Genomic DNA, 23,058 nt, shown 5'->3' on the forward strand with positions numbered 1-23,058 from the left:
CTTAGGCGCTCCTTTTCACATCCTTTGCTTAGTAAGGCTAGACGCAAAATCCCACAGTGGCATTAGAAGCATTAAAAATATTAAATGAGACGCCAGAAAGGCGTATGGAATAAATAGGTTTGATCAAGAGAAGGAGAGCGGTCTTTACCGGGTGCGCGCATCAGACATATTTTTATCCGCCCGCCACACGCGATACTTGAGCTGTACACCTTGTGGCATGTACACCACCAGCGGCAGGTTACTTCTGTAAGGCAGTATAAGGCCTTCAGCCCGCACGCGAATAAAGCGCCTCGACTCAGACCCCGGCGCACATACCTTTTGTGTATCAGGTGTTGCCTTCAGTTCAGACAAAACATAGTAGGGATAGCCCCAGCCCGGTAATAACTGGCGCTCCAGCGGTGCCGAGAAGCTTTGCAGGTTACAATCTGCGACTTCACTCTTTCCTGGCACCAGTTCCACCATAAAACGGCTTTCATCCACTACTTTTGGCAGCTGAATAACATGGCGCTGCTTTCCCTCCACTTCCACCGGGAAGGCGTCCAGTGGCTCCGCGGCCTGGGCCGTTAGACTACTAAAAAGAACCAGTGATGCAACGAAGGATCTTGCCATTGGGACTTCCTCAGCTAACGACCTCTGTTCTGGCGCACAAACCTCCTTAAAGTTTAGACAGCTTTTTCCGCCGCAGCCCCCACCACAGAGTTAATCCCAACACCAGGGCCACGATAAAGAGCAGCAAAGCTCCAAAGAATTTATAGCCTCTGTCCACTGCTGGTTCGATTCGGGTCTGTGCCGAAGCCAGCATGGCTCGCAGGTCTTGGAAGGAGGCAATTACCTTAGTATTCGGCGCACCTGTTAATACTTGACTGCGAAGCAGCTGCCATCGCGACTGTAGTTGGCTCATTAGTACTTGGTCCCGAACTTCAATTTGTGACCGCAATGGGAGATAACCTTCGCGATAGGCGAGCATCAGCTTGTGGTAGGCACCGGCTTTATCTCCACTGCGATAATCCGTGAGCGCCAGTTGCAGCAGGCCATCAGCCCTGGCCAATGGGGGCTCCAGCGCGCGCACTAAGTGAGGGTGGGCACGCCACCACATCAAAGCCTTCTGTGCATCAGCTGGCAATTCTACCGGGCGTGTGACCGCCAGACCGGGCAAGCCCACCAGGGCTGGGTAACGCTCAGCGATATCTGCAGCCGGAGGCAACTGACCCTGAACTGAAAAAGCAGCCACGGTCACTGCCAGTGCCCAACGCTGCCAGACAGTCAGACTGCCATCAATATCAAGTCCATGAATCTCATCAACCGTGGGGTCCAAAGTGTTATAGAGGTCATAGAGACTGAAATTGCCTATTCGGGATGCTTCGAGAAAACCCGGCCCGCTCACTCCACCCTCACCCTGGCCACCGTGACAGCTGGCACAACGCTCTTGATAGAGAGGCATAGCAAGGCTCGCTGCCGGCAGTGTGTGGGCCGGTGACCTTTGCATTTGGTAAAGAGCCGCCAATCGGTCGGCCAGTTCATTGGCGCGCCGCCTCACCGTTTTCCCACTCTCCCTGCGCTCTATAGCCTTACCTAATTCGGTGATTCCCTTTTCTAGAGAGTTACGGCCAGGCCGATCTGGTAGCTGCAGCACCAACTGCAGAGCCTGAATGGCATGTTGTTGCTGCAATTGGTAGAGCCCGGTATCGAGCAACTTGCCACCATCCACAGCGTCGCCGTAGTCCACTGCGATATAGGAGAGGAGGTTGCTGGCTCGCGCAGCCAGCCTGTCGTTCTCTGGGGCAAGCTGTGCCAACAGAATTTCAGGGGACAGGGCCAGGAAGCAAAGGCAGAGCCAGATCCATTTGTATCTCATGGGTACTTCCCGGTGGGCATTGCAGCCAAAGGGCGCCGCATAGGCACAAGTTTGGTCTAAAGATTGGTCCTACAGGAACGCCGGATATAAAAAACCCCGCTCAAGGCGGGGTTTGTCTCAACAGGTATGTCAACCGCGATCTGCGCGTTCCTTAGCGATTAGGTAATCCGCCACCTGCAGCATCACTTCCTGGGAGTTGCTCTTGCCCTTATAGCCTGGCAATGAGGAACTGATACGATACTTTCCGGCTACAACCACTTCTGGAGTACCTGTCATTTTGTAGGCACGCTGATTGGCCATACCTTGCTTAACCTTGCTGTTGATGGCGAAGGAGTTCATCAGCTTGGCAGCCTTGGCACCGTCAGCACCGTGCTTGTTAAACAAGGCTTCAATTGCCTGCAGGTCCGGCTTCCAATTACGTCCCTCGCGGGTAGCCAGCATCTGGCGCTGGTTGTAGATAGTATTGAACAGCGGAGTATGCATTTTCTCCAGAACACCCATAGCATCAGCCACGTAGAACAGGCGCGCGTGCACATCCATCACAGGCTGCCAAATGGCGGGCAACTTAAGCAGAGCAACATCACTGGGCATATTCTTTTTCCAGCGATCCAGAGTAGGTTCGAAATGGTAGCAGTGAGCACAGCCGTACCAGAACATTTCAGTAACTTCGATTTTGTTATTGCTCTTTTGCGCAACCGCCTGTGGTAGTACCTGATAGTGCTGGCCAGCCTTAAACTCGCCGCTTTCCTGGGCGCAGGCCACCAGACTGAACAATACAGCCACTACCATCGTTATTGGGGCGAGAACTGCTCTCATAATAAGTCTTCTCCAACTTGTACATTCGTGATTCGAATACCGGCTTGCGACTGGCTGGCGGACCACTGAGGACACAATAGACAACGCAGATTATTTAAGTTCCCGTTGCCACTCGCAAGGAAACGCCGTAAAAGCTGCAATACTTTACCCAATTCCCCGGCCTTTAAGCGAGCTTCGGGTACAAAAAAGGCCGGTGTGTGACCGGCCTCTCGTTACTGTGACTGGGTGATTTACTCTGTCAGACCAGCAATGTAGTTGGCCACAGCCTTAATCTCTGCATCAGAGAGCTGCTTGGCTACGGTACGCATGGTGCGGGTATCGCCATCATTATCGCGGGTACCAGCGCGGAAAGCTTTAAGTTGAGCCTCAATGTACTCGGGATACTGACCGGACAGACGCGGATAACCAGCGGGCGCATTGCCCAATCCAGTGGGAGAGTGACACCCCATACATGCGGGCACCCCGGTCTCCATATTGCCGGCTCGGTACAGCTTGCGCCCGAACGCCAGGCCGTCAACACTGTCTCCACTGTTTAATTTAATGGCGATCGCCTCGGAACCGGAGAGTTGCATGGGCTGGGAAGCGAAGTAAGCGGCAATATCCTGCAGATCCTGGTCATTGAAGTTATCCAGCTGGCCAATCATCTGCGGCACATCGCGGGTTTTGTCCTGGATGTCCTTGAGCTGCTTATAGAGATATTTTTCGCCGAGGCCGGCAATTTTTGGGAAGGCCGGGGCCAGGCTGTTGCCATCAGTACCGTGACAAGCGGCGCACTGGGCGGCTTTCGCCTTGCCCGCAGCAGCATCGCCCGAGGCCATTGCAAAGGGTACGGCCCCCAGGCCGATAACCAAACCGAGTGCCAGAGCAGTGTTCTTGATAATGCTGTTCATACGTCGTCCCGTTGCGCGCTGAGATATGGCGTTTCGTGTCGCCCCCAATAGTCCTGCGACGCGAAAACCGCGGCATTATATACTTGCGCGCCAAGCGAGTGTACCGAATCAGCAGACTTAAACGATGTCAATTACCGAATTTGAAGCCCAACCGCAAAAACTGAACTATCGTACTATACGATTTCTTACCAGTGCCCCCACCCTGACTGAGTGTCCAGAGGACTCAGGTGCGGAGGTAGCGTTCGCCGGCCGCTCCAATGCGGGCAAATCCAGCGCCATAAACGCCCTTACCGGCAATAACAAATTAGCACGCACCTCTAAAACCCCTGGTCGCACCCAGCTGATCAACTTCTTCAGCCTTTCCGAGCAACAGCGCCTGGTGGACCTGCCGGGATACGGCTACGCCAAAGTAGCCCGCGCCATGAAGGACGAATGGCAACGCCATCTGGCCGAATACCTGGAGCAGCGCACCTGCCTGAAAGGCCTGGTGCTATTGATGGATATTCGACAACCTCTCAAAGAGTTCGATATACATATGCTCACATGGGCCGTTGAAGCCGGTCTGCCTGTGCATATCCTACTCACCAAGGCAGACAAACTAAAAAATGGCCCCGCTAACAATGCCCGCTTTGCTGTAGAAAAGGCCATCAAACAGCAGGGCCTCGACCGTGGTGTAACGGTGCAGACTTTTTCCTCCACCAAGAAAGCTGGATTGGACAAATTGGAGCGTAAATTAAACGCTTGGCTTGCCCCACCAGTAGAGGGAAATACAGCAGGGGGCTAATGTATCACTTGCCGAAGGAGCCTCAACCGGGGGGACGAATCCCGGGTCAGGCTCCAAACTGCCACCAATACCTTTCCCACTGCTCAAGACCTGTACAGTAGATATCAATAAGGTGGCGACCAGAGAGGTCGGGGACTCAAAGGCCGCCAGATCTATTTAACCCCACTGGGCCTAACCGCGCTTCGCAACTGGCATCAGGGCACGTAATAAGACCTTGCGCAACCGTTGATGCGCCCTGGGCGTTGGACAGAATAGCTCTTCAGCAGAGAGGTACCGCTGTGCCAATAACTCAACAAGAGTCTCCTCGCGAATAGCAACTGTGAGCAAATCCGAAGGCTCCCCAGCGGGAGACTGTTCCTCAGTGCAGGCGCCAACTCGTTTCGGCTCCAGTTGCGGCTTTGCCTCTGGGGACTGCTGACATGAATTCTCCTGAGCCATCTGGGTAGAGGGCACTAATGCATTCAGCGGCAACCTTATTTTTATCGCGCTCTCCCAGCTGGCGGGCGAGTACTGAACTGGCTCCCGCGAGGATGTAGTGGTGTAATTTTTCATCGCCCTGCTCCCGGTAAGCTTCCATCAGGCTGGCCGCGCTCTCGCTAAAGCGCTGCGCAGAAACGGCATAGCTGGGCCACTGGCGTGCCAGCAACATACCGGCAACATCAAAAGCACACCCCAGATAAGGAATAGCCTCCGAGTGATGTCCATCTTCTATAAGGAGCCTGCCGCGCTCCATCCAGTCTAACCACGCCTTTTCTGCACGATCCCTGTTATCGAACAACCATTGACGGTGATTTGCACATAGGTAACGTAAATTCACGGTAACCCCCCTGTTAGAACTCAATTAACATTAATGCGAACCATTATCATTTGCAAGTAAGTCAGGAAGGTTTTTCTGCAAATCTGCGAGGGGGCTACACCGAATAAAAAAAGCCGGCAGATGGGGGCTGCCGGCTAGGGGTCAGTGCCCTTGGGGTGGGGCACTTCCAGACGCATCCAGGGGGACGGATACGCCTGAGGGTTCCTTGATAACACATCCTTAACCTACTTGAAGGCTAGGCTGGTGCCAGAAACATTCCCAGCCGCCAACCGGTATCATCGAAGAACTGTAAATACTATGCTCACAGAGAAATAAATTCAGGAAATAGATTCCATTCACGCAATGAAAAGGGGACTTACGGAGGGTAACTCTCGTAAGAAAAAAATCTTCTGGGACAAAAAAAACCCCGGAGTTGGGGAAGTCCGGGGTTAAAAAGCTGAACGCTTTGGGGTTAGGGAGCAACAATGATCTGTACTTTCTGATACATCACCACCCCCATTTGTTCCCAGGGCTTGCGTAAATAAATGTAAACCGCCAGCTATCCGTTGAAACCAACGCAACCAGATCAATGAAGCAGGCGCCAGTAGCAATTGTGGCGTTATTCTCAACTCCCACGCGCCCTCAAATAGTTAGCTCACTCACCGGGCCGGCGGTATGCAGGCGACGGATTGCTTCGGCCACCAGGGGGGCACAATCCACCAATTCACAATTCTTGGGCAAGTTCACCTGAGGCAAAGAATTAGTGACAGCCAGACACTCCAAGGGGAGGCGCGCCAATTCATTTCGAGCATCACCACTAAATTGGCCGTGACTGGCCAGCGCCAATAACCGTTCCGCTCCGGCTCTCTGCGCAGCACCTGCGGCACAGCAGAGTGTAGCGCCACTGGCAATCAAGTCATCTACGATAACGACCGCAGCCCCGGCAACTTTACCGACCAATGTGCCACCAGTCAGCTGCTCTCCACGCCGGTACTTCTCGACAAACACCCTACCAATCGGACGCTGTAATCGCTCACCCAGTGCCTTGCGCAATTTTTCCGCCCGCTTTATGCCCCCCTCATCCGGAGACAGCACAACCAATGGCCGCGTTTCATTCGCCAAGCGCGGTACGACGAAATCCAACAGTGGAGATTCGGCCAATAAATGCACTGTGCGACAGCGGAAAGCATTTTCAAAGGAGGAAAGATTATGGGCATCCAATGTCACTACTGTGTGCGCACCCACCGCCTCCAATAAGCTGGCGAGATAGCGGGTAGGCAGTGGGTCGCGCAGGTTGGTGCGCCGATCTTTGCGCCCATAACACAGGTAAGGCATCACCGCGGTTATCCGCATTGCACCGGCATCCCGCAAAGCTCCAATGAAAAACAAGCTGCGCAACAATTTTTCATCCACACTGCTATGAGGGTCGACATATAAGGATTGCACCAGGAATACGTCTGCCCCCTCCACATCATCAAGGGGGCGCACTTTGTGCTCTCCATCAGCAAAATAGCGCTCTTCATGTCGAGCCAGTGGCTCTCCAAGGGCTGCCGCCACTCGCCCGCCAAAATCGGCACCGGCATCCAGACTGAAAAGTTTCAAACGGCTCATAACAGGTTCGTGCGAAACCAGCGGCTAGTAAGATGCACTACCTCATCCATGGCGCCGGGCTCCTCAAACAGGTGACCCGCATGGGGAATAATCTGTAACCGAGGACCATTTACCATATGCGTCAGGGCCTCTTTGTTCACCTCCAATACCTGCTTGTCATCCCCTCCGACCAGCAACAGCGTCGGCGCTTTCACCAGCGGCAGATCAGAGCCAGCAAGATCCGGCCGACCACCGCGCGAGACCACTGCGCCTACCAGGGACGGCCGCTCAGCGGCAGCCACCAGGGCTACGGCGGCACCTGTACTGGCACCGAACAAACCAACTCTCAGGTGCTCAGTGCTCTCCTCATGGGCCGACCAGTCCAGAACTTCCACAAGGCGCCTTGCGCTCAGGTCGATATCAAAGCGGTACTCGCAAGTAGAAGCATCGGCGCGACTCTCTTCGACACTCAATAAGTCAAACAACAATGTGGCAAAACCAGCATCATTCAGTCTACTGGCAACAGTCAGATTGCGCGGACTGGCCCTGTTGCTGCCGCTGCCGTGAGCAAACACTATCAGTGCCCGCGCCCCCTGTGGCAGCGTGAGCGAGGCGTTCAAAGTTATGTCTTCTGTCGCCAGCGCTATGGCTTGGCTCTGCATCCACTGCCTCCAACAGACAATTGGCCAGGCACGATAGTGTCCCTGGGATAAAGAAGCCTGAAGAAAAACCAGAATGAATAAATTCTCTGTTGTGCTCAGACTAGACCAGCAGAACGCCAGAAGCTCTGCCAATTGGAGCCAAATGGCTTAAACCATTAACAGTTTAGGTTGTGGGAGTTAGAAGTCTTAGGGCAAAAAAATGCCCCGGACTTGGGGGAGTTCCGGGGCAAACATCTGACTTCCTTGGGGGATGATGACGCATTCCAACAATCTTGCCTTTTTAGAAAGTCTGTCGCCGGAACAGTTCCACGAATTTATGCAAAGAAAGTAAAAACGCCGATCAAAACACGAAGATTGGCGCTATTTTCTTCAAACAAGCACCTGTGTAACCGCCAAGGTGACAAAAGTCACGATGGTATATCCATCTTGTGGCGCCAAAGTGCTTTTAAGGCAAAATCAGTGGGCCTCATCCCAGCTTTTGCCACGGCCGACATCGACAATTAACGGCACATGCAATTGGGCGGCACCCTGCATCAGTTCCACTAAACCATTGGCCACTGTCTCTATCTCCCCTTTGGGTACCTCAAGCACTAGTTCATCGTGCACCTGCATAATCAGCTTACTAGACAGCTCTTCTTCAGTGAGCCAGGCATCAACGGCGATCATAGCGCGCTTGATAATGTCAGCGGCGGTACCCTGCATGGGCGCATTGATCGCTGTACGCTCAGCGGCTTGGCGCTGCATACCATTGCGCGAATTAATTTCCGGAAGATACAGCCGGCGACCAAACAGCGTCTCGACATAGCCTTTTTCTGCAGCCTGGGCACGTGTTTCCTCCATATAGCGCAACACACCCGGGTAGCGTTCGAAATAACGATCGATATAAGTCTGTGCATCGCCGCGCGGAATATCCAATTGCTTTGCCAGGCCAAAAGCGGACATGCCATAGATCAAACCAAAGTTGATCGCTTTGGCGCGGCGGCGCTGTTCGTCGCTCACCTCGCCCAAAGCCACTTCAAAGACCTCGGCTGCGGTGGCGCGGTGGATATCCGCTCCCTGGGCAAAGGCATCCAGAAGCCCCCTGTCGCCAGACAAATGCGCCATGATACGAAGCTCAATCTGTGAATAATCCGCCGCGATAATTTCGCTGCCACCATTAATTCGGGGGTCGGCAGTAAAAGCTCGACGAATTCGACGTCCTTCCTCAGTGCGAATAGGAATATTCTGCAAATTGGGATCACTGGAAGACAGCCGACCTGTGGCCGCCACCGCCTGGTGATAAGAGGTATGCACGCGCCCGCTGCTGGGGTCGATCATTTTTGGCAGTTTATCGGTATAGGTATTTTTCAACTTTGCCAAACCTCGGTACTGCATGATCAGGGCCGGCAGCTCATGGTTATGAGCCAGCTCCTGCAGCACCGCCTCTGCCGTGGAAGGTGCTCCTTTAGGGGTCTTTTTAATTACCGGAATCTGAAGTTTCTCAAATAAGATGGCGCCAAGCTGCTTGGTGGAGCCCAGGTTAAATTCCTCACCTGCTACATCGTAGGCCTGTTGCTCCAGCTCTCGCATTTTCTGCTCAAGCTCCGCGCTCTGCTCCGCGAGCATCTTCGCATCAATATAGGCACCACTACGTTCCATACGCGCGAGTACCGGCAACAGTGGCATCTCGATCTCATCGAGCACCTTTATTAGAGTTGGCTCCCGCCTCAACCGTGAATCCAACTCATTGTGTAACCGTAGGGTGATATCCGCGTCTTCAGCCGCATAGGGGCCAGCCTTATCCAGCTCAATCTGGTTGAAAGTGAGCTGCTTTACACCTTTTCCTGCAATATCCTCAAAGTGCACCGTATGCTCACCAAGGTACTTGAGCGCCAAGCTGTCCATATCATGGCGACTGCCGGTACTATCAAGCACATAGGATTCCAACATGGTATCCCGTGTGATGCCGCTGAGCTCTATGCCGTAATTGGCCAGAATATGACTATCGTACTTGAGATTCTGACCCACTTTTTTCTGCCTGGCATCCTCCAGCAGGGGCTTTAGTTTTTGCAAAACCTCTTCAAAGGGTAACTGCTCAGGTGCCCCCATATAGTCATGGGCCAGGGGAACGTACGCGGCGCGGTGTGGTTGAACGGCAAAAGACACCCCCACCAATTTTGCCTGCATATAGTTAAGGCTCGTGGTTTCGGTATCAAAGGCGAACATATCTGAGTCTTTTAGCTGCTGCAGCCAAGCATCAAATTCCGCCATATCCGTCACTGTAACGTAATCCCGCTCAACAGCCTCAGCCATAGCTTCATCGGCTTCCTCACTGGTCAGCTCCTCCAACCAGCCGCGAAATTCATTTTGTGTAAACAGTTCTATCAATGCCTCTGTATTAGGCTCAGCATTGTGCAGGTCCTGTGGATGGTAAGGCATTTCTACATCGGTTTTGATGGTCGCAAGCTTGTAGGAAAGCTCTGCCGCCTCGCGATGCTCGGCCATTTTCCTGCCGAGGGTCTTGGCACCGCGAAAACCTAGAGGCGCAATAGCATCCAGATTGGCGTAAATATCCTTGATTCCGCCTAGATTCTGTAACAATGCCAGTGCAGTTTTCTCACCTACTCCGGGAACACCGGGTATGTTGTCGGACTTATCTCCCATCAGGGCGAGGAAGTCGATAATCAGCTCAGGCCCAACCCCAAATTTTTTTACAACACCATCACTATCCATTTCAGTGTTGGACATGGTATTGACCAGGGTGACGCCGGGGCGCACGAGTTGCGCCATATCTTTATCACCGGTGGAGATAATGACTTCCTGACCTTTGCGCTGGGCTTCCAAAGCCAGGGTACCGATTACGTCATCCGCCTCGACACCATCAACTACCAGGCGCGGCAGTCCCATGGCGTCGATGATGTCGTGGATCGGCTGAATCTGCTCACGCAGATCGTCGGGCATAGGCGGGCGATGGGACTTGTACTCAGCAAACATCTCATCGCGAAAAGTCTTGCCCTTGGCATCAAATACCACCACTACAGGGCTATCCGGATGCTCCTTCAAATGGCGGCGCAGCATGCTGATCACACCACGCACTGCCCCGGTGGGTTTACCCTGGGTGGTAGCCAGTGGCGGCAGGGCATGAAAAGCGCGGTAAAGGTAGGACGAGCCATCCACCAGGATCAGAGGGGCGGCGTGGGTATCTTGTTTACTCATAAATTATGGGAATCTTGCTTGCTTATTAGGGCGCTTGGCGCGAATGGCAGGCTGATAGGATAACGCCCTTCACATAGTTTTTCCGCCTATCGAGATCCTTCACAGGCAATTGCCGCCTCTGTACCCCACATTGCATCAAAGCCAACTCGCCTCGACGTAAGGTCGATAACTATCGGCGCAGCAACCTCACCATATTTCCAGTCTCTACTAGTCTTGCGGGTAGCGACTTAACCATTCGCTATCTCCCCGGGAACTTCTGGCAACTGGCTGCCTGCAGGCGGCGCGGGACCTTTTGTTTTCCGGAAAACGATACCCATCAGATGTTTAAAGGAAGGATTCTAACTATGAGAGGAGTGATGTACGCCGCTCTTATACTTGCCGCCCACTCTCTGGCCACACCGGCTGGTGCGGTTTCAGCCTGTGAAACGGAGAAGACCCAAAAGGCAAATTCTGCCACAGCGGCATTTCCACACACGCAGGGGCACGAGTTGATGCTGGAGCAGGCTACAAGGGAACAAGAAAAAGCCTTACTAAAACGCCAGATGCGCCAACTGGAAAAACTGCGCGAGCAAGCTGAACGCGAAGCGGTGCGCGCCGAGAAATTACAGCAATTGAAAAGTGATACCACCAATGCTGGTTAACCACCACCGACCTCTTTCATGCCCGGCAAGATTATTGCCGGGCACCTTCTCCAAACTCCACAAGCCTCCTGAACATCAACCCGGTACTTCGCCCAGCTTGGTTGTATTATCAGGAATCTGGCTTAGACAAGCACGAGCCTGAATTAACAGGGACTCGATCAGGTCTTGATAGCTGGCGCCGGCGGCTAATTTCTCCCCTAGAGGATCCAGAGCCGCATACTCCAGCCCCAAATGCAGGGCCAACTGTCTGTCGCGATCATTCTCCGGTATCCCGCCAAATAGGCAGCCCTTATCTACCGCGGATAGATCAAGCATTGCCCGAACACCGTGACTGACGCCACTGCTATCACTGAGGGCATGGGTTTGTACCCCGGCAGAGCCGAAGAAATGCCCATAGGCATCGTGGGTCACCACTACCGGCACATCGCGGTAACCCCACAGTGCCCGATCTAACACCTTTTGCAGGCTGGCCATAGACTTGGAAAAATCCCGCGCCCGCGCCCGGTAGATCTCGGCCCGCTGAGGCTGCAGCTCGGCCAGGCGCTCTGCTATCTGGGCCGCAGCAATCGCCGCATTACGTGGGCGCAGCCAGACATGTGGGTCAGTGGCACTCGCACCCTGGAACTCATAGTCGGCCGCGCCAAGCAGTTGCAACTGCCTTTGTTCAGGCAAGAAGGTCGCCTGCTTCGCGAGAACAGCTTCCATCTGCGGCCCCAACCATACCAGGAGTAGCGAGCGCTCCAGAAGGGCGCGCTCAGACACACTAGGGGCGTAATGATGTGGATCACTCCCCTGAATCAGTATCCGCACCGGTGTCTCCTCACCAGCGATTTCGCGAGCAATCAATGCCAAAGGACGCACACTCACAACCAGCTCCGTCCTATCGACAGGTTGAGGTTTACCACAAGCGAATAGGCATAAAATCAGCACAATCAGCGCAGAAGAAAACAAAGTACGTACAGAGAGAGACATGGGAGACATTTAACGACACAAAACTGCGATATAATCACAAGCGGCCTTAAGCCGCCAGCCCGATTACCCTTCGGTGCATCTGGCAACCAAGCATCCAAGGGCCTACAAACATAATATGGTTTTCCCCGCCAACTCCGGAGATAACAACCTGAGCTCTTCAGCGCCACTAATTACCGCCGACAGCATAGCTTTACAACTTGCCGGCCGGCAGTTGCTTAGGGACGTTTCCCTGGAGCTAGATCAGGGGGAAATTGTCACCCTGATCGGCCCGAACGGTGCCGGCAAGACCACATTATTGCGGTTACTACTTGGCCTTACTAAGCCAACCAGTGGCAACATCTGGCGCAAAAAGGGGCTGCGCATTGGCTATATGCCCCAGCGGTTGCATATCGACAGCTCCATGCCAATGTCCGTCGAGCGCTTTTTGCTGCTGGGCCAAGCCAGTATGACCCCTCTTCAGGCGCAAGAGGCACTGGATAGAGTGGGAGCAGGGCTATTACTCAAAGCCAACCTGGCCAACCTTTCCGGCGGCGAGATGCAGCGAGTCCTCCTCGCCCGCGCCGCATCCCGCAAACCGCAATTACTGGTGTTGGATGAGCCCACTCAGGGAGTAGACGTGAGTGGACAGAGCGAGCTGTATCAGCTGATCGCCACTCTCCGCGACGAGCTCGGTTGCGGGGTACTACTGGTTTCACATGACCTGCATCTGGTAATGGCCGCTACAGACAGAGTGCTCTGCCTAAACCAGCATATCTGCTGCCATGGTCATCCGGAGCAGGTGAGCCGGGATCCCGCATACCTGGAACTCTTTGGTGACAAGGTGGCTCCCTACACCCATCAACATAACCACCAGCACAAATTAGGCGGTGATATAGCGATTGTAGGGGACTGCACCCACGACCACTCCGATACAGCCTCCAGCGGCAAAAAAAGAGAGCAAAAATAAGTGGTGGAATTCGGCGAATTACTGCACAGTCAATTTCTTTGGTTCGCCCTCGGTGCCGGCCTGCTAGTCGCTGTAGTAAGTGGCCCCCTGGGGTGCTTCGCCGTATGGCGACGCATGGCCTACTTTGGTGACACTCTGGCTCACTCTGCTCTACTCGGCGTCACTCTAGGCTTTATCCTGCATATCATGCCGACGCTGGCTGTAGGCGCCACTTGCTGTCTATTGGCAATATTGTTGATGTATCTACAGCGCAGACAGAAATTGGCAGTGGATACCCTGCTCGGCATTCTATCCCATTCGATGCTGGCCCTTGGCATAGTGACAGTGAGCCTGTTCAAAATAAAAGTGGACTTACTCTCCCTTTTACTTGGCGACCTTCTCGCTGTCGGCGGTCAGGACCTGCTACTTATGTGCATCACGGTGGTGGGAATTCTGACTCTGCTCTACTTCCTGTGGGAAAAACTTCTGGCTTTTACCCTGCACGAAGAGCTGGCTTCCGTCGAAGGCGTACCGGTGGAAAGGGTGCGCATGACTCTGATGCTGATGCTGGCACTACTGATCGCTATTGCCATGAAAGTAGTCGGTGTTTTGCTAATCACTGCATTACTGATTATTCCCGCAGCAGCCGCTAGAAAACTTTCCCATACACCGGAACAGATGGCACTGCTAGCCTCTCTGATCGGCTGCCTTGCCGTCATACTTGGCCTGATAGCTTCAATTTTGTGGAATACGCCCGCCGGCCCCTCTATCGTCCTGGCTGCTGCAATATTTTTTCTCGTCTGCCAGATACGCCTATCCAGAAGCAAGTAACGCCAAAATAATATTCACTGTATAAATCAATCGATAAGTGCCACTTGTCGTATTTTGGCGCACATATGATCTATTTAAGGTGATTCATATCACCTATTTCCCCAATAAGCCTGAGCCCCGCCTCCAGCCAATTGTTTCAATTTATCGCCATTGCTAGTGTTGCCCGACGACCAGCCACTTTGGGCCAGTCACGGACTATGACAATAAAAAGGTTGAGCAAAAACATGGAAAAATTCACTCTCCGTCGCAACGTATTGGCCAGCGCCATCTTGGCTGCGGCCGCAACAACAACCCCGCAAACCCTCCTTGCTGCAGAGGAAGGTGCTATAGAGGAAGTCACTGTTGTTGGCTCCCGTATCAGTCGCAATTCAGAATTTGAAAATGCCACTCCGGTCCAGGTAATGGATCGCGAAAGCATCGAGAGGTCTGGTTACACCAACCTGCAGCAGCTGTTTGAGAAAAACCCCGCAGCTGGTAACGGCACCTTTTCCACCCGCGGCAACAACCAGGACTCTACCGCCAATGGCGCAGCGGCAGTTAGTTTGCGCGGTATGGGCGCCGACGCCACCCTGGTACTGGTCAACGGCAGGCGAGTCGCTATCAGCGCTTTCGCCGAAAGCATTACCACTAACTTCGTGGATATCAACAGTATTCCCCTGGCTGCGGTTGAGCGTGTGGAAGTCTTGAAGGATGGCGCCTCGGCTATTTACGGCTCTGATGCGGTAGCCGGTGTGGTCAACCTGGTACTGCGCAAGGACTTTGAAGGCACTGAAGTATCCATGGATTATGGCAGTGCAGATGGATATGACGAGCAGTCTTTCTCCGCGGTTTGGGGCATCAATGGGGAAAACTCCAATTTCACCGTTATATTGGATCACCACAAAAACAGCCGCCTGGCGAGTACAGAGCGCAGCGGCCTGGATACAGCGAATCAGTCTGGACGTGGCGGTATGGATTTTCGCTCTTCCCGCGGTTACCCAGGCAGCTTTACCCTGGGCAATGGGACCATTCTGCCTGATCCCAATTGCCCGGAGGATCGTGATACCGGCGAGGTTTGTGTATATGACTACGGCCCCTGGACCTTAATTACCCCGGAGGCCGAGCGAACAGGCCTGTTAATGCTGGGCCATACAGACCTCAATGAGAATATCGAATTCTTCAGCGAAATCGCTGTTCAGCACAATACTTCTGTAGCCCAAGGAGCCCCAACGCCCTTGGATGGTGATGCAGGCCTCTATGTACCTGCCGATCACCCCAACAATCCTTTCGGTGAGGATGTGGACATCTTCCGCTATCGCACCGTGGATGCCGGTGCGCGCCAATGGGATATCGAGACAGACAACTTGCGCGGTGTTTTCGGCCTGCGCGGTAGTATTGCTGAATGGGACTGGGAAGCCTCTGTACAGCGTTCACGCAGCGAATCGACCCAAACCGGGGACCGTTCCCAGGGCTGGGTGCGCACCGACCTGCTCCAGCAGGAAATCAATGCCGGGCGTTACAACCCCTTTGGTGGGGTCCAAAACCCCGATTCAGTGATTGATGCGATTACCACCAGTTTGGTTCGCCAGGGCAAGTCTGATCTTACCGCTTACGACCTCTCCATTAATGGCGACTTGTTTGATACCAGTAACGGGACTATCGCCATGGCAGCAGGCCTTGAGTACCGTGAGGAAAAAGCCTCAGATATCCCCGACGACCAGTTCCAGCGTGGCCTGATCTTTGGTACAGAATCAGTTTCCGCCAAAGCCAGCCGGGATATCACCTCGGCCTATGTTGAGTTTGCCATTCCACTGCCAGCCAATTTTGAGTTGAGCCTGGCTGGCCGCTACGACGACTATAGCGATTTCGGCAGCACCACCAATCCCATGGCCAACCTCCTGTGGACAGCCAACGATATGCTATCCCTTCGCGCGTCCTGGGGTACCGGGTTCCGTGCTCCATCACTGGCGCAGGTTGGTCTTGGAGATTCACAAGAGTCTCTATTCTTCATCGACACCTATGGATGTGAGGTTAACGATACATATTGTAACCAGACCGACTACACCATTATTTATTCCGGAAATCCTGACTTGGATGCTGAGGAATCAGAATCCTTCAATATCGGTGGTGTTTTCCAACCCCTCGAAGGCCTACAGCTATCGCTGGATTACTGGAATATCACCCAAGAAGGAAAGATTGATGAAGTACCTTTTGGCTACCTTTACAACAAGTACTGTAATGACCAAAGCAGCACTATCTGCCGTCGGGATACACCGGTAGCCGGTCAGTCTTTGGGAGCTCTACAATCTATTCGCAGCGGCTTCACTAATATCGGCGAACAAGAGGTATCGGGCGTAGATCTAAGCGTAGTTTATAGTGGGCTCGAATTGGCAGGCGGTGATTTAGGACTTCGCCTGGACTATTCCTACCTGGCAGAGTTTGAAAGAGTAGAACTGAACTCTGAGGGCAGCGCCTTCCTCACCAGGGATTTAGCTGGAGAATACGAGTATCCACAGCATCGATGGAATGCTACTGCTGACTGGACCTTTGATACTTTCGGCTTCAGTGCTGGTCTGAGTTACATTGGTGAGTTTGAGGATACGCCAGATATTGATTTCGATGGCACCCTTGACTATGACACCAACAGCTCACGCACCGTAGATTCATTTATGACCATGAATCTACAGGCACGCTTTACCGGTTTTGAGAATATGATTCTGAGCTTGGGTGCCGACAATGTATTCGATGAAGAACCACCATTTGCGATTGGCGACGGAAACACTGACCTGTATGGTTATGTTGAATCCCAACACGATCCTCGTGGTCGCTTTATCTACGGCAAGATGACTTACACCTTTTAAATAAAAAGTAACCACTGATCCAATAAAAAAGGGGAAGCTTGAAGCTTCCCCTTTTTTATTTTCAACAATCAACTAGCGCAACAATACTCAGTTCTTACAATTCTATAGCTTAATTCTCGTTAGACTTTTTTTTCACCAACTCTGAGCCCGCTTTATGAAACTCATATACAGTTAAAGTAACACCAATCAACAGGCAAATAAAAACGCCAATTCCAATTATTAAAATAAATGAATCAGACACATTTAGCCTCGGCGCGCTAGTAGTGCAGACACTTTAAAGTAGATACCAAACCCTAAAATACTCGGCACCCACAAGGCAGTAAAAATTCCTTGTTCTTTATATCCATTGAACCATAAGAACCCCGACAGGAAAAAAGATATGAAAACTGCCAACATGATAAAAAGATCAGACATTTTTAGCACTTTATTTCCCCTTTACGCTAGTCATAATCCCAAAATCCAACAGCCGCCATTAACAAACCGATTATTGTAATGCTTGCAGGTATTCGCATCCCTGTTATTCCAAAAACTTGAAGTATTGAAGGAACCATTCCCAAAAGGCCAAACAAAGCCCAGAAGAAAAATGGCATAGCTACCAACAATCCGATCCAACCAATTACCAATCGGAATTTCTTAGAACGACTAACGGTGTCGGTCTTTTTCTTCAACAGATTTACTATCCGCTATGACATCTGAGAGAATAAACTAGTGACAGCATAGTTTAATAATGAGGCTTCAACAGGCACTCAAATCTTCTGCATGGCAGAAAAATCTTCATTCCTCTGCCAAACACGTAATAAATTACCCCCAAGAATCTTTCTAATATCGTCATTGCTATAACCACGTTTCAACAGACCAAGAACCAAATTAGGATATTCAGATACGTCTTTCAAGCCGACGGGTAAACTATCTCCAACGCCGTCAAAATCAGAACCGATTCCTATGTGATCAACACCTACTAAATCTCGAATATGATCAAAGTGATCGAGGACATCATTTAGATCTGCGTAAATGAATTTATCTTTTTGTAATTTTTCTGTATATTTTTTCACCTCAGTATTTTCTTTTACTAAGTTTCTCTCCTTTATAAAATTATCGACCGCCGAATTAATTTCAGCATAAGATGTTCTGGACTTGGCGCTGATAAACGTTGAACCAAAATTAATCATTATTACGCCATCCTTTTTGGCGAGGGCCTTGATCATTTCATCACTCATATTGCGCTCAAAATCAGGCGTAAAGTGCCTCGCTGATGAATGAGAAGCTATTACAGGAACTTGGGAAATCTCCAGTACCTGCCAGAAAGCTTGATCAGAAATATGAGATACATCAACCATGACACCCAGTACATTCATTTCCTGAACTAATTGCTTACCAAAATCACTTAGCCCCTGCCAAGGGCGCTCTTTATCGTAGGAGGAATCAGAGATATGATTACTCTTTGAGTGAGTCAGAGTGATATATCTCACCCCTCGATTATAGAAATGCCTGAGGTTTTCGATACTACCGTCAATAGCAGCACCATTTTCCATTCCTAGAGGGAAGGAGAGCTTGCCCTGTGCTACCTGTCTATTCAATTGATTCAAGGACATAGGAATAGCAAATTTATCAGGGTGTTTGCCCACCAGTTCTTCAACATTATCTATTAACTGATCCGCATACGCTCTAGCGCTACCATCTTTCTCTTTTTCTGCCGGGATATAAATCGACATAAAGGGCGCATTTAAACCTCCACTTTTCGCTCTTGGAAAGTCAAAATCGCCTCCTGTAGTCGATAACCCAACATCCACATTTTCCTTAGATAAACGATAAGGAACATCAATGTGACCATCAATCAAAATATTTTCTTGAACCAGTTTTCGTGCCCGAGTCTGCAAGTCAACATTTGTTTCGTTACTACAAGCAGTCAACAGTATTATCAGAAGAAGAGAACACTTTTTCATAAAATAAATTCCAGAATTCAATTATCACCCAGACTAATCAATTTTTTACAGGATAATTTATCAGTTTTAAAAGGCTTGTTATTCATCAATTAGCCAGGCAACGGATAAGGAAGAGTTAGCATATGGAGGAAATTAACCCCCCAATGTGCCAACACACAGATCCAAAAGTTTCTAAACATATACCACAGTATGGCATAGCATAATGAGGCGATCCCCAATAACAAAACAGCAGCAGAATTGGCCGACCAGCCAGTGTGTAGTAGAACAAACAGAGTTGCAATAATAGGAACGGAAATCCATCGTAAGCGGCCCAGCCCCTCCTCCTGACCTCTCTGTAATATCCAACGGAAAAAACCTTCCTCACTAACACAAACAATAATTAAGTTAATAAGCGCGGCAAAAAAAATTACCCAAGATAATTTTATCGATGGACCATAAAGGAACATACCTGTAATTACAGGAATAATAGCCAAGAGTAGATAGCGGAGATCAGAAATTCTTATCGTCTGACGTAATCGTAACATAAAAGCGAGTATTGCAATTGAAACAATTGCTTTACCGCCATTAAAACCAGCATATATGAGATTTCCACTACTATCTGAATAAGGTGGCAAGACGTGTAAGCGATTACTGCCAGGAATGATATTAGAAGCAGCCACTAGCATAGAAATCACCGCAATAAAATATAGGGTAAAGCGCCGCCAACCTTTACTTACTTCCAACCCTATCAATACAAACCAGATAACTGGTGCTAGCAGACCCGCCCAACCAAAAGGAATTACACACAGAGATAAAAGAGCTGGTGCTCCCCAGGGAATATCTTCTCTATCTAATAAATTTCTAGTCTCAGAAATACTATTTCGCATCTTCAGCTCACCGTTTGGAAAGCGATCCTCCCCCTCTTTAAATATAATGAATGTAACTGAAAATCATCCGTTAAATGTCGCCCGAATTGAGCGATAAGTTAATTTTAATTTAGCAGGATCCAAAGGTGCCTTAAAAAAAGCATGATAATGGCCAAGGGGGTTTATTAACACCACCTGAGAACCATGATCAACCGTATAACCGCCCTCATCCAGCATTACTTTGTTGAAAGGAACATTGAGTTGGCTAGCAAAACGCTTTATTTCAAAAAAATCCCCAGTAATTCCATGGAACTCTTTGTTAAAATAACGTACATAATCATGTAAAATTTTTGGATTATCCCTGGCCGGATCAACAGTGACCAGAATTATTTCGGTATTACTCCGGGTATTACCGTCAAGGAGCTGATAAAAACTATTTAAAGTGGATAATGTGGTAGGACAAATATCTGGGCAGTGTGTGAAACCAAAAAAAACTAAAGTCCATTGGCCTTTTAGACTATCGGTATGAAATACTTCTCCAGTATCTGAAACCAACTGAAAATTATCTAATATCCTTGCCTTCTGAAGTTTTACCGCACCATTTAATCGCAATTCGGAATCTGTTATTACTCGTGGCTGGCTCAACTTATGAACAAAGCCGACTAATACTGCTACTATGAATAACAGTAAAATAGCAATTGTGACACGAATACCACGTTTCTGACGTTGCTCAGTTAGCATATCATTATTATTTAATCCACTATGATTCATATTCTTACACCGCTATTAAGTAGTGATCTAGCAACATAATGCCAAAAAGTGCCATCAAATAAATAATGGAATACCTAAATGTCTCTATGCCTGCATTGGGATCTCTGCCACGCAACATTACCAGGCTCCAATAAATAAATCCCAAGCCAAGTACAATCGCACCCAAGAGGTAAAGCCAACCCAGCATAGCAGTGGCAAAGGGTAAAAGACTTACTGCGAATAAGATGAATGTATACAGCAAAATATGCAAATTGGTATATGGCACACCATGGGTAACAGGAAGCATAGGAACATTAGCTCTGGCATAATCATCCTTCCTATGTACTGCCAACGCCCAGAAATGTGGTGGGGTCCAGGCAAAAATTATCAGCACAAGCAACAAGGCATGGCCATGGATTTCACCAGTAACCGCCGTCCAACCAAGTAAAGGCGGCGCAGCCCCGGCAAGGCCGCCAATTACAATATTTTGTGGAGTGGCATGCTTAAGGAACATAGTATAAATAACTGCATAACCCAATAGCGATATGAGTGTGAGCCAGGCAGTTAAAGCGTTTATAAAAACCAAAAGCACAACCATACCAAGAAGTCCAAGTACCAGGGAGAAAACCAGTGCCTTATGTGGCTCAACCCTCCCCTTCGCTACTGGTCTGTTACTGGTGCGCGCCATTTTAGTATCGATATACCGATCAACTAAATGATTAATTGTTGCAGCACTCCCAGCACATAGTGCAATCCCAATATTCCCCAATATCAAAGTATGCAATGGCACCATACCCGGCACCGCAAGTAACATACCAATTACTGAAGTTAGTATCATTAGCATAACTACTCGAGGTTTAGTCAGCTCGTAGTAGTCACGCCAGTTTGTTGAATTTAATTTAGCAGTTTGTATGGTCATAATATTATTGATCCCCTAACTTCCCTGATATGAACCTATTCTTGTTAAAGTTCGCCAGTCAGAGCAGACCTTGGTAATACTAAATTAGTTTGAGCTTCACTATCTTCTATACCCGATGGTTGAACAATCTGAATACGATAATAAAAAGTCAAAGTGACTAACAGTAGTAAGGCCGCACCCGCGTTATGTGCAACTGCAATAGGTAAAGGTAAAAACATAATGACATTTGCTATACCCAGACCTAACTGAAATAAAAGAAGTCCACTTAGAATCAGTGCCCAACGATGTAGACCTACTCTCCAATTCAGTATCGCCAACGTGAACACTACCAAGGTCACCAGTAGAGCGCCGATCCGATGACTAAGATGGATAGCCGTACGTGCATCACTCTCCAAAGCCCCCCCCAAATAGTTCGGCCCTATTTGTTGAGTAATATTAAATCCCTCTTGGAAGTCAGCCTGTGGCCACCACTCTCCATGGCAGGTAGGAAAGTCCGGACATGCGAGTGCTGCGTAATTGGAGCTTGTCCATCCACCCAAAGCGATCTGCAATACGATAACTAAAACGGCCAAAAACGCTAGCGGACGTAACCTCTGTAGAGCACGGTATTTATCCACCGGAATATAAATGGGGGTTTTTCTCATACGTTCTATCAAAAGCCATAACATAGACAATGTGGCCATGCCTCCCAATAGGTGAGCGGTAACCACTTGCGGCCAGAGTTTTAACGTTACAGTCCACATCCCAAATATTGCTTGCAAAACAATAAGAGCCATCAACAAATTAGTTTGCTTAAGCGTGCGTTTATTTGGGCTACGCCAACTCAAGTAAGTCAAAGTAGCAACCACCAATAAAAGTATCCCTGCAAAGTAGCGGTGAACCATCTCTGGCCAGGTTTTGCTGCCATCCACAGGAGCATCTGGAAAGGCTTTATTGGCAGACTGAATTTCATGAGCCTCATCTGGCCAAGTGAGGTGTCCATAACAACCAGGCCAATCGGGGCAACCTAAGCCAGCATCAACCAATCTAGTAAATGCACCTAAAACGACCACTACTACTGCCAAAATACAGCCCGCCAACGCCACTTTTGAACGTAACCCAAAATTCGGACGTGCATTACTATTCCTATTAGTTGTCGACTCCATCCCCTGATCCTTTTTATTTCTCATAGGAGTACTTCAATAATCGTTTAATATCTTTCAACAACTGATTGCCGCTATGATGGTTGTCATAAGCCATCATAGCGAAGCCTTCCTGGTCAATGAGAAGCGCTTTGACTTCATCTACATTCTGAAGGGCTGCCAATTCCTGTAATGTTCGGATGCTATTCTCGTTCAATTGCAGAATTTTCAGACGTGGATGTTCAACCCTAAAATATTCTTGTTTTTCAAGAGACATTGGTGCACCAGTTACTAGAAGCCGCTCCACTCGGTGTGCTTTTTCGCCAAGGCGTATATGCACCTGACGACTGGTATACAGAAGTTGTTCACACTCATTGCTACACTTTGATCCTCCAATAATCAGGTACCGCCATTTTGGAGACGCATCTAATGGAAATATCTCTTCTTCACCTTGATAAGACACTTTGAGATTATTAATTTTTATTGGAGGTTGAATTAATTCTCCCTGATTAGTAGTTTTGTTGGGTATACCAAGTCCGGTATAGAAAACAATATATGCTGCAATCATGGGCAACAGGACAGATGCAACAATTGATATCCCTTGCAACTTTCTGGAAGAAAAATAGCTGGTAGTTTTACTAGCATATTCAGAGGTAGAGACTTGTTCTTTATTTTCCACTCCA

General features: G+C 49.8%; 22 protein-coding genes. 5 read left to right on the forward strand and 17 right to left on the reverse strand.

The genetic code is table 11. The features are described 5' to 3' along the window. Positions 1–144: 144 nt before the first annotated feature. The 4 genes from G367_RS23925 to G367_RS0114230 all read right to left on the reverse strand — a co-directional run bounded on the left by G367_RS23925 (position 145) and on the right by G367_RS0114230 (position 3,561). Positions 145–609: an ecotin family protein gene (locus G367_RS23925; protein ID WP_020413810.1), complete on the reverse strand. Its 465-nt coding sequence runs from the start codon at positions 607–609 to the stop codon at positions 145–147. A 46-nt stretch (positions 610–655) separates the two neighbouring features. Then, positions 656–1,855, reverse strand: a complete 1,200-nt coding sequence (locus tag G367_RS0114220; protein WP_020413811.1) for a hypothetical protein — start codon at positions 1,853–1,855, stop codon at positions 656–658. Positions 1,856–1,984: 129 nt separating this feature from the next. Beyond that, positions 1,985–2,671 (reverse strand): thiol:disulfide interchange protein DsbA/DsbL, encoded by a 687-nt coding sequence (locus tag G367_RS0114225; protein ID WP_020413812.1) that lies wholly within the window; start codon positions 2,669–2,671, stop codon positions 1,985–1,987. A gap of 230 nt (positions 2,672–2,901) precedes the next feature. Further along, entirely contained in the window at positions 2,902–3,561 is a 660-nt protein-coding gene (locus tag G367_RS0114230) for a c-type cytochrome (protein ID WP_020413813.1), read from the reverse strand. Between the two features lie 124 nt (positions 3,562–3,685). Between G367_RS0114230 and yihA the strand changes: the two genes are divergently transcribed. Continuing rightward, on the forward strand, positions 3,686–4,345 hold the full coding sequence (gene yihA, locus G367_RS0114235) for a ribosome biogenesis GTP-binding protein YihA/YsxC (RefSeq protein ID WP_020413814.1): 660 nt from the start codon (positions 3,686–3,688) through the stop codon (positions 4,343–4,345). Between the two features lie 171 nt (positions 4,346–4,516). On the opposite strand, the gene G367_RS26170 is transcribed toward yihA, so the two are convergent. The 5 genes from G367_RS26170 to polA all read right to left on the reverse strand — a co-directional run bounded on the left by G367_RS26170 (position 4,517) and on the right by polA (position 10,588). Beyond that, positions 4,517–4,672, reverse strand: coding sequence for a hypothetical protein (locus G367_RS26170; RefSeq protein WP_157533525.1), 156 nt, complete (start codon positions 4,670–4,672; stop codon positions 4,517–4,519). 31 nt (positions 4,673–4,703) lie between these two features. Next, a complete protein-coding gene (locus tag G367_RS23930) occupies positions 4,704–5,162 on the reverse strand; it encodes a hypothetical protein (protein WP_020413815.1) in 459 nt (152 codons plus the stop codon). 621 nt (positions 5,163–5,783) lie between these two features. Next, a complete protein-coding gene (locus G367_RS0114245) occupies positions 5,784–6,752 on the reverse strand; it encodes a ribose-phosphate diphosphokinase (RefSeq protein WP_020413816.1) in 969 nt (322 codons plus the stop codon). Then, positions 6,749–7,393, reverse strand: coding sequence for a dienelactone hydrolase family protein (locus tag G367_RS0114250; protein ID WP_020413817.1), 645 nt, complete (start codon positions 7,391–7,393; stop codon positions 6,749–6,751). Before G367_RS0114250 ends, G367_RS0114245 begins: the two co-directional genes overlap by 4 nt. Positions 7,394–7,849: 456 nt before the next feature. Further along, entirely contained in the window at positions 7,850–10,588 is a 2,739-nt protein-coding gene (gene polA, locus G367_RS0114255) for a DNA polymerase I (RefSeq protein WP_020413818.1), read from the reverse strand. A 344-nt stretch (positions 10,589–10,932) separates the two neighbouring features. Here polA and G367_RS0114260 point away from each other — a divergent pair, with 344 nt between their 5' ends. Continuing rightward, positions 10,933–11,229 (forward strand): hypothetical protein, encoded by a 297-nt coding sequence (locus G367_RS0114260; protein ID WP_157533526.1) that lies wholly within the window; start codon positions 10,933–10,935, stop codon positions 11,227–11,229. A 75-nt stretch (positions 11,230–11,304) separates the two neighbouring features. Here the strand turns inward: G367_RS0114260 and G367_RS0114265 are convergent, their stop codons facing one another. Then, on the reverse strand, positions 11,305–12,210 hold the full coding sequence (locus G367_RS0114265) for a metal ABC transporter substrate-binding protein (RefSeq protein WP_157533527.1): 906 nt from the start codon (positions 12,208–12,210) through the stop codon (positions 11,305–11,307). A gap of 106 nt (positions 12,211–12,316) precedes the next feature. Here G367_RS0114265 and znuC point away from each other — a divergent pair, with 106 nt between their 5' ends. The 3 genes from znuC to G367_RS0114280 all read left to right on the forward strand — a co-directional run bounded on the left by znuC (position 12,317) and on the right by G367_RS0114280 (position 16,797). Beyond that, complete coding sequence (gene znuC, locus G367_RS0114270; protein WP_020413821.1) at positions 12,317–13,147, forward strand: zinc ABC transporter ATP-binding protein ZnuC; 831 nt, start codon at positions 12,317–12,319, stop codon at positions 13,145–13,147. Continuing rightward, entirely contained in the window at positions 13,148–13,957 is an 810-nt protein-coding gene (locus G367_RS0114275) for an iron chelate uptake ABC transporter family permease subunit (RefSeq protein WP_020413822.1), read from the forward strand. 224 nt (positions 13,958–14,181) lie between these two features. Beyond that, a complete protein-coding gene (locus G367_RS0114280) occupies positions 14,182–16,797 on the forward strand; it encodes a TonB-dependent receptor (protein WP_020413823.1) in 2,616 nt (871 codons plus the stop codon). Between the two features lie 440 nt (positions 16,798–17,237). Here G367_RS0114280 and G367_RS23935 read toward each other — a convergent pair whose 3' ends face one another. From G367_RS23935 to G367_RS0114320, 7 genes are all read right to left on the reverse strand, one after another. Further along, positions 17,238–17,465, reverse strand: coding sequence for a hypothetical protein (locus G367_RS23935; protein ID WP_026305136.1), 228 nt, complete (start codon positions 17,463–17,465; stop codon positions 17,238–17,240). Between the two features lie 78 nt (positions 17,466–17,543). After that, positions 17,544–18,740, reverse strand: a complete 1,197-nt coding sequence (locus G367_RS0114295) for a dipeptidase (RefSeq protein ID WP_020413826.1) — start codon at positions 18,738–18,740, stop codon at positions 17,544–17,546. Between the two features lie 89 nt (positions 18,741–18,829). Beyond that, positions 18,830–19,606 (reverse strand): CPBP family intramembrane glutamic endopeptidase, encoded by a 777-nt coding sequence (locus G367_RS0114300; RefSeq protein ID WP_020413827.1) that lies wholly within the window; start codon positions 19,604–19,606, stop codon positions 18,830–18,832. 63 nt (positions 19,607–19,669) lie between these two features. Beyond that, the gene (locus tag G367_RS0114305; RefSeq protein ID WP_020413828.1) at positions 19,670–20,356 is read right to left on the reverse strand and encodes an SCO family protein; all 687 of its coding nucleotides are present in this window, start codon (positions 20,354–20,356) and stop codon (positions 19,670–19,672) included. A gap of 4 nt (positions 20,357–20,360) precedes the next feature. Then, positions 20,361–21,254 carry a heme o synthase gene (cyoE, locus tag G367_RS0114310; RefSeq protein WP_020413829.1) on the reverse strand — a complete coding sequence of 298 codons (894 nt, stop codon included), beginning with the start codon at positions 21,252–21,254 and terminating at the stop codon, positions 20,361–20,363. 44 nt (positions 21,255–21,298) lie between these two features. Then, positions 21,299–22,423: a COX15/CtaA family protein gene (locus tag G367_RS0114315; RefSeq protein WP_020413830.1), complete on the reverse strand. Its 1,125-nt coding sequence runs from the start codon at positions 22,421–22,423 to the stop codon at positions 21,299–21,301. Further along, a complete protein-coding gene (locus G367_RS0114320) occupies positions 22,413–23,054 on the reverse strand; it encodes a redox-active disulfide-containing membrane protein (protein WP_020413831.1) in 642 nt (213 codons plus the stop codon). Before G367_RS0114320 ends, G367_RS0114315 begins: the two co-directional genes overlap by 11 nt. Between the last annotated feature and the right edge of the window lie 4 nt (positions 23,055–23,058).

Origin of the sequence: Microbulbifer variabilis ATCC 700307, from assembly GCF_000380565.1 — a bacterium.
GTDB classification, from domain to species: domain Bacteria; phylum Pseudomonadota; class Gammaproteobacteria; order Pseudomonadales; family Cellvibrionaceae; genus Microbulbifer; species Microbulbifer variabilis.

Bases quoted from the DNA above. Each gene is read 5' to 3' on its own strand.
- polA (WP_020413818.1), bottom strand. From the start codon at position 10,588: ATGAGTAAACAAGATACCCACGCCGCCCCTCTGATCCTGGTGGATGGC.
- G367_RS0114230 (WP_020413813.1), bottom strand. From the start codon at position 3,561: ATGAACAGCATTATCAAGAACACTGCTCTGGCACTCGGTTTGGTTATC.
- G367_RS0114250 (WP_020413817.1), bottom strand. From the start codon at position 7,393: ATGCAGAGCCAAGCCATAGCGCTGGCGACAGAAGACATAACTTTGAAC.
- cyoE (WP_020413829.1), bottom strand. From the start codon at position 21,254: ATGACCATACAAACTGCTAAATTAAATTCAACAAACTGGCGTGACTAC.
- G367_RS23925 (WP_020413810.1), bottom strand. From the start codon at position 609: ATGGCAAGATCCTTCGTTGCATCACTGGTTCTTTTTAGTAGTCTAACG.
- G367_RS0114305 (WP_020413828.1), bottom strand. From the start codon at position 20,356: ATGAATCATAGTGGATTAAATAATAATGATATGCTAACTGAGCAACGT.
- G367_RS0114315 (WP_020413830.1), bottom strand. From the start codon at position 22,423: ATGAGAAATAAAAAGGATCAGGGGATGGAGTCGACAACTAATAGGAAT.
- G367_RS0114245 (WP_020413816.1), bottom strand. From the start codon at position 6,752: ATGAGCCGTTTGAAACTTTTCAGTCTGGATGCCGGTGCCGATTTTGGC.
- znuC (WP_020413821.1), top strand. From the start codon at position 12,317: ATGGTTTTCCCCGCCAACTCCGGAGATAACAACCTGAGCTCTTCAGCG.
- G367_RS0114300 (WP_020413827.1), bottom strand. From the start codon at position 19,606: ATGCGAAATAGTATTTCTGAGACTAGAAATTTATTAGATAGAGAAGAT.
- G367_RS0114265 (WP_157533527.1), bottom strand. From the start codon at position 12,210: ATGTCTCCCATGTCTCTCTCTGTACGTACTTTGTTTTCTTCTGCGCTG.
- G367_RS0114220 (WP_020413811.1), bottom strand. From the start codon at position 1,855: ATGAGATACAAATGGATCTGGCTCTGCCTTTGCTTCCTGGCCCTGTCC.
- G367_RS0114260 (WP_157533526.1), top strand. From the start codon at position 10,933: ATGAGAGGAGTGATGTACGCCGCTCTTATACTTGCCGCCCACTCTCTG.
- yihA (WP_020413814.1), top strand. From the start codon at position 3,686: ATGTCAATTACCGAATTTGAAGCCCAACCGCAAAAACTGAACTATCGT.
- G367_RS0114295 (WP_020413826.1), bottom strand. From the start codon at position 18,740: ATGAAAAAGTGTTCTCTTCTTCTGATAATACTGTTGACTGCTTGTAGT.
- G367_RS0114280 (WP_020413823.1), top strand. From the start codon at position 14,182: ATGGAAAAATTCACTCTCCGTCGCAACGTATTGGCCAGCGCCATCTTG.
- G367_RS0114225 (WP_020413812.1), bottom strand. From the start codon at position 2,671: ATGAGAGCAGTTCTCGCCCCAATAACGATGGTAGTGGCTGTATTGTTC.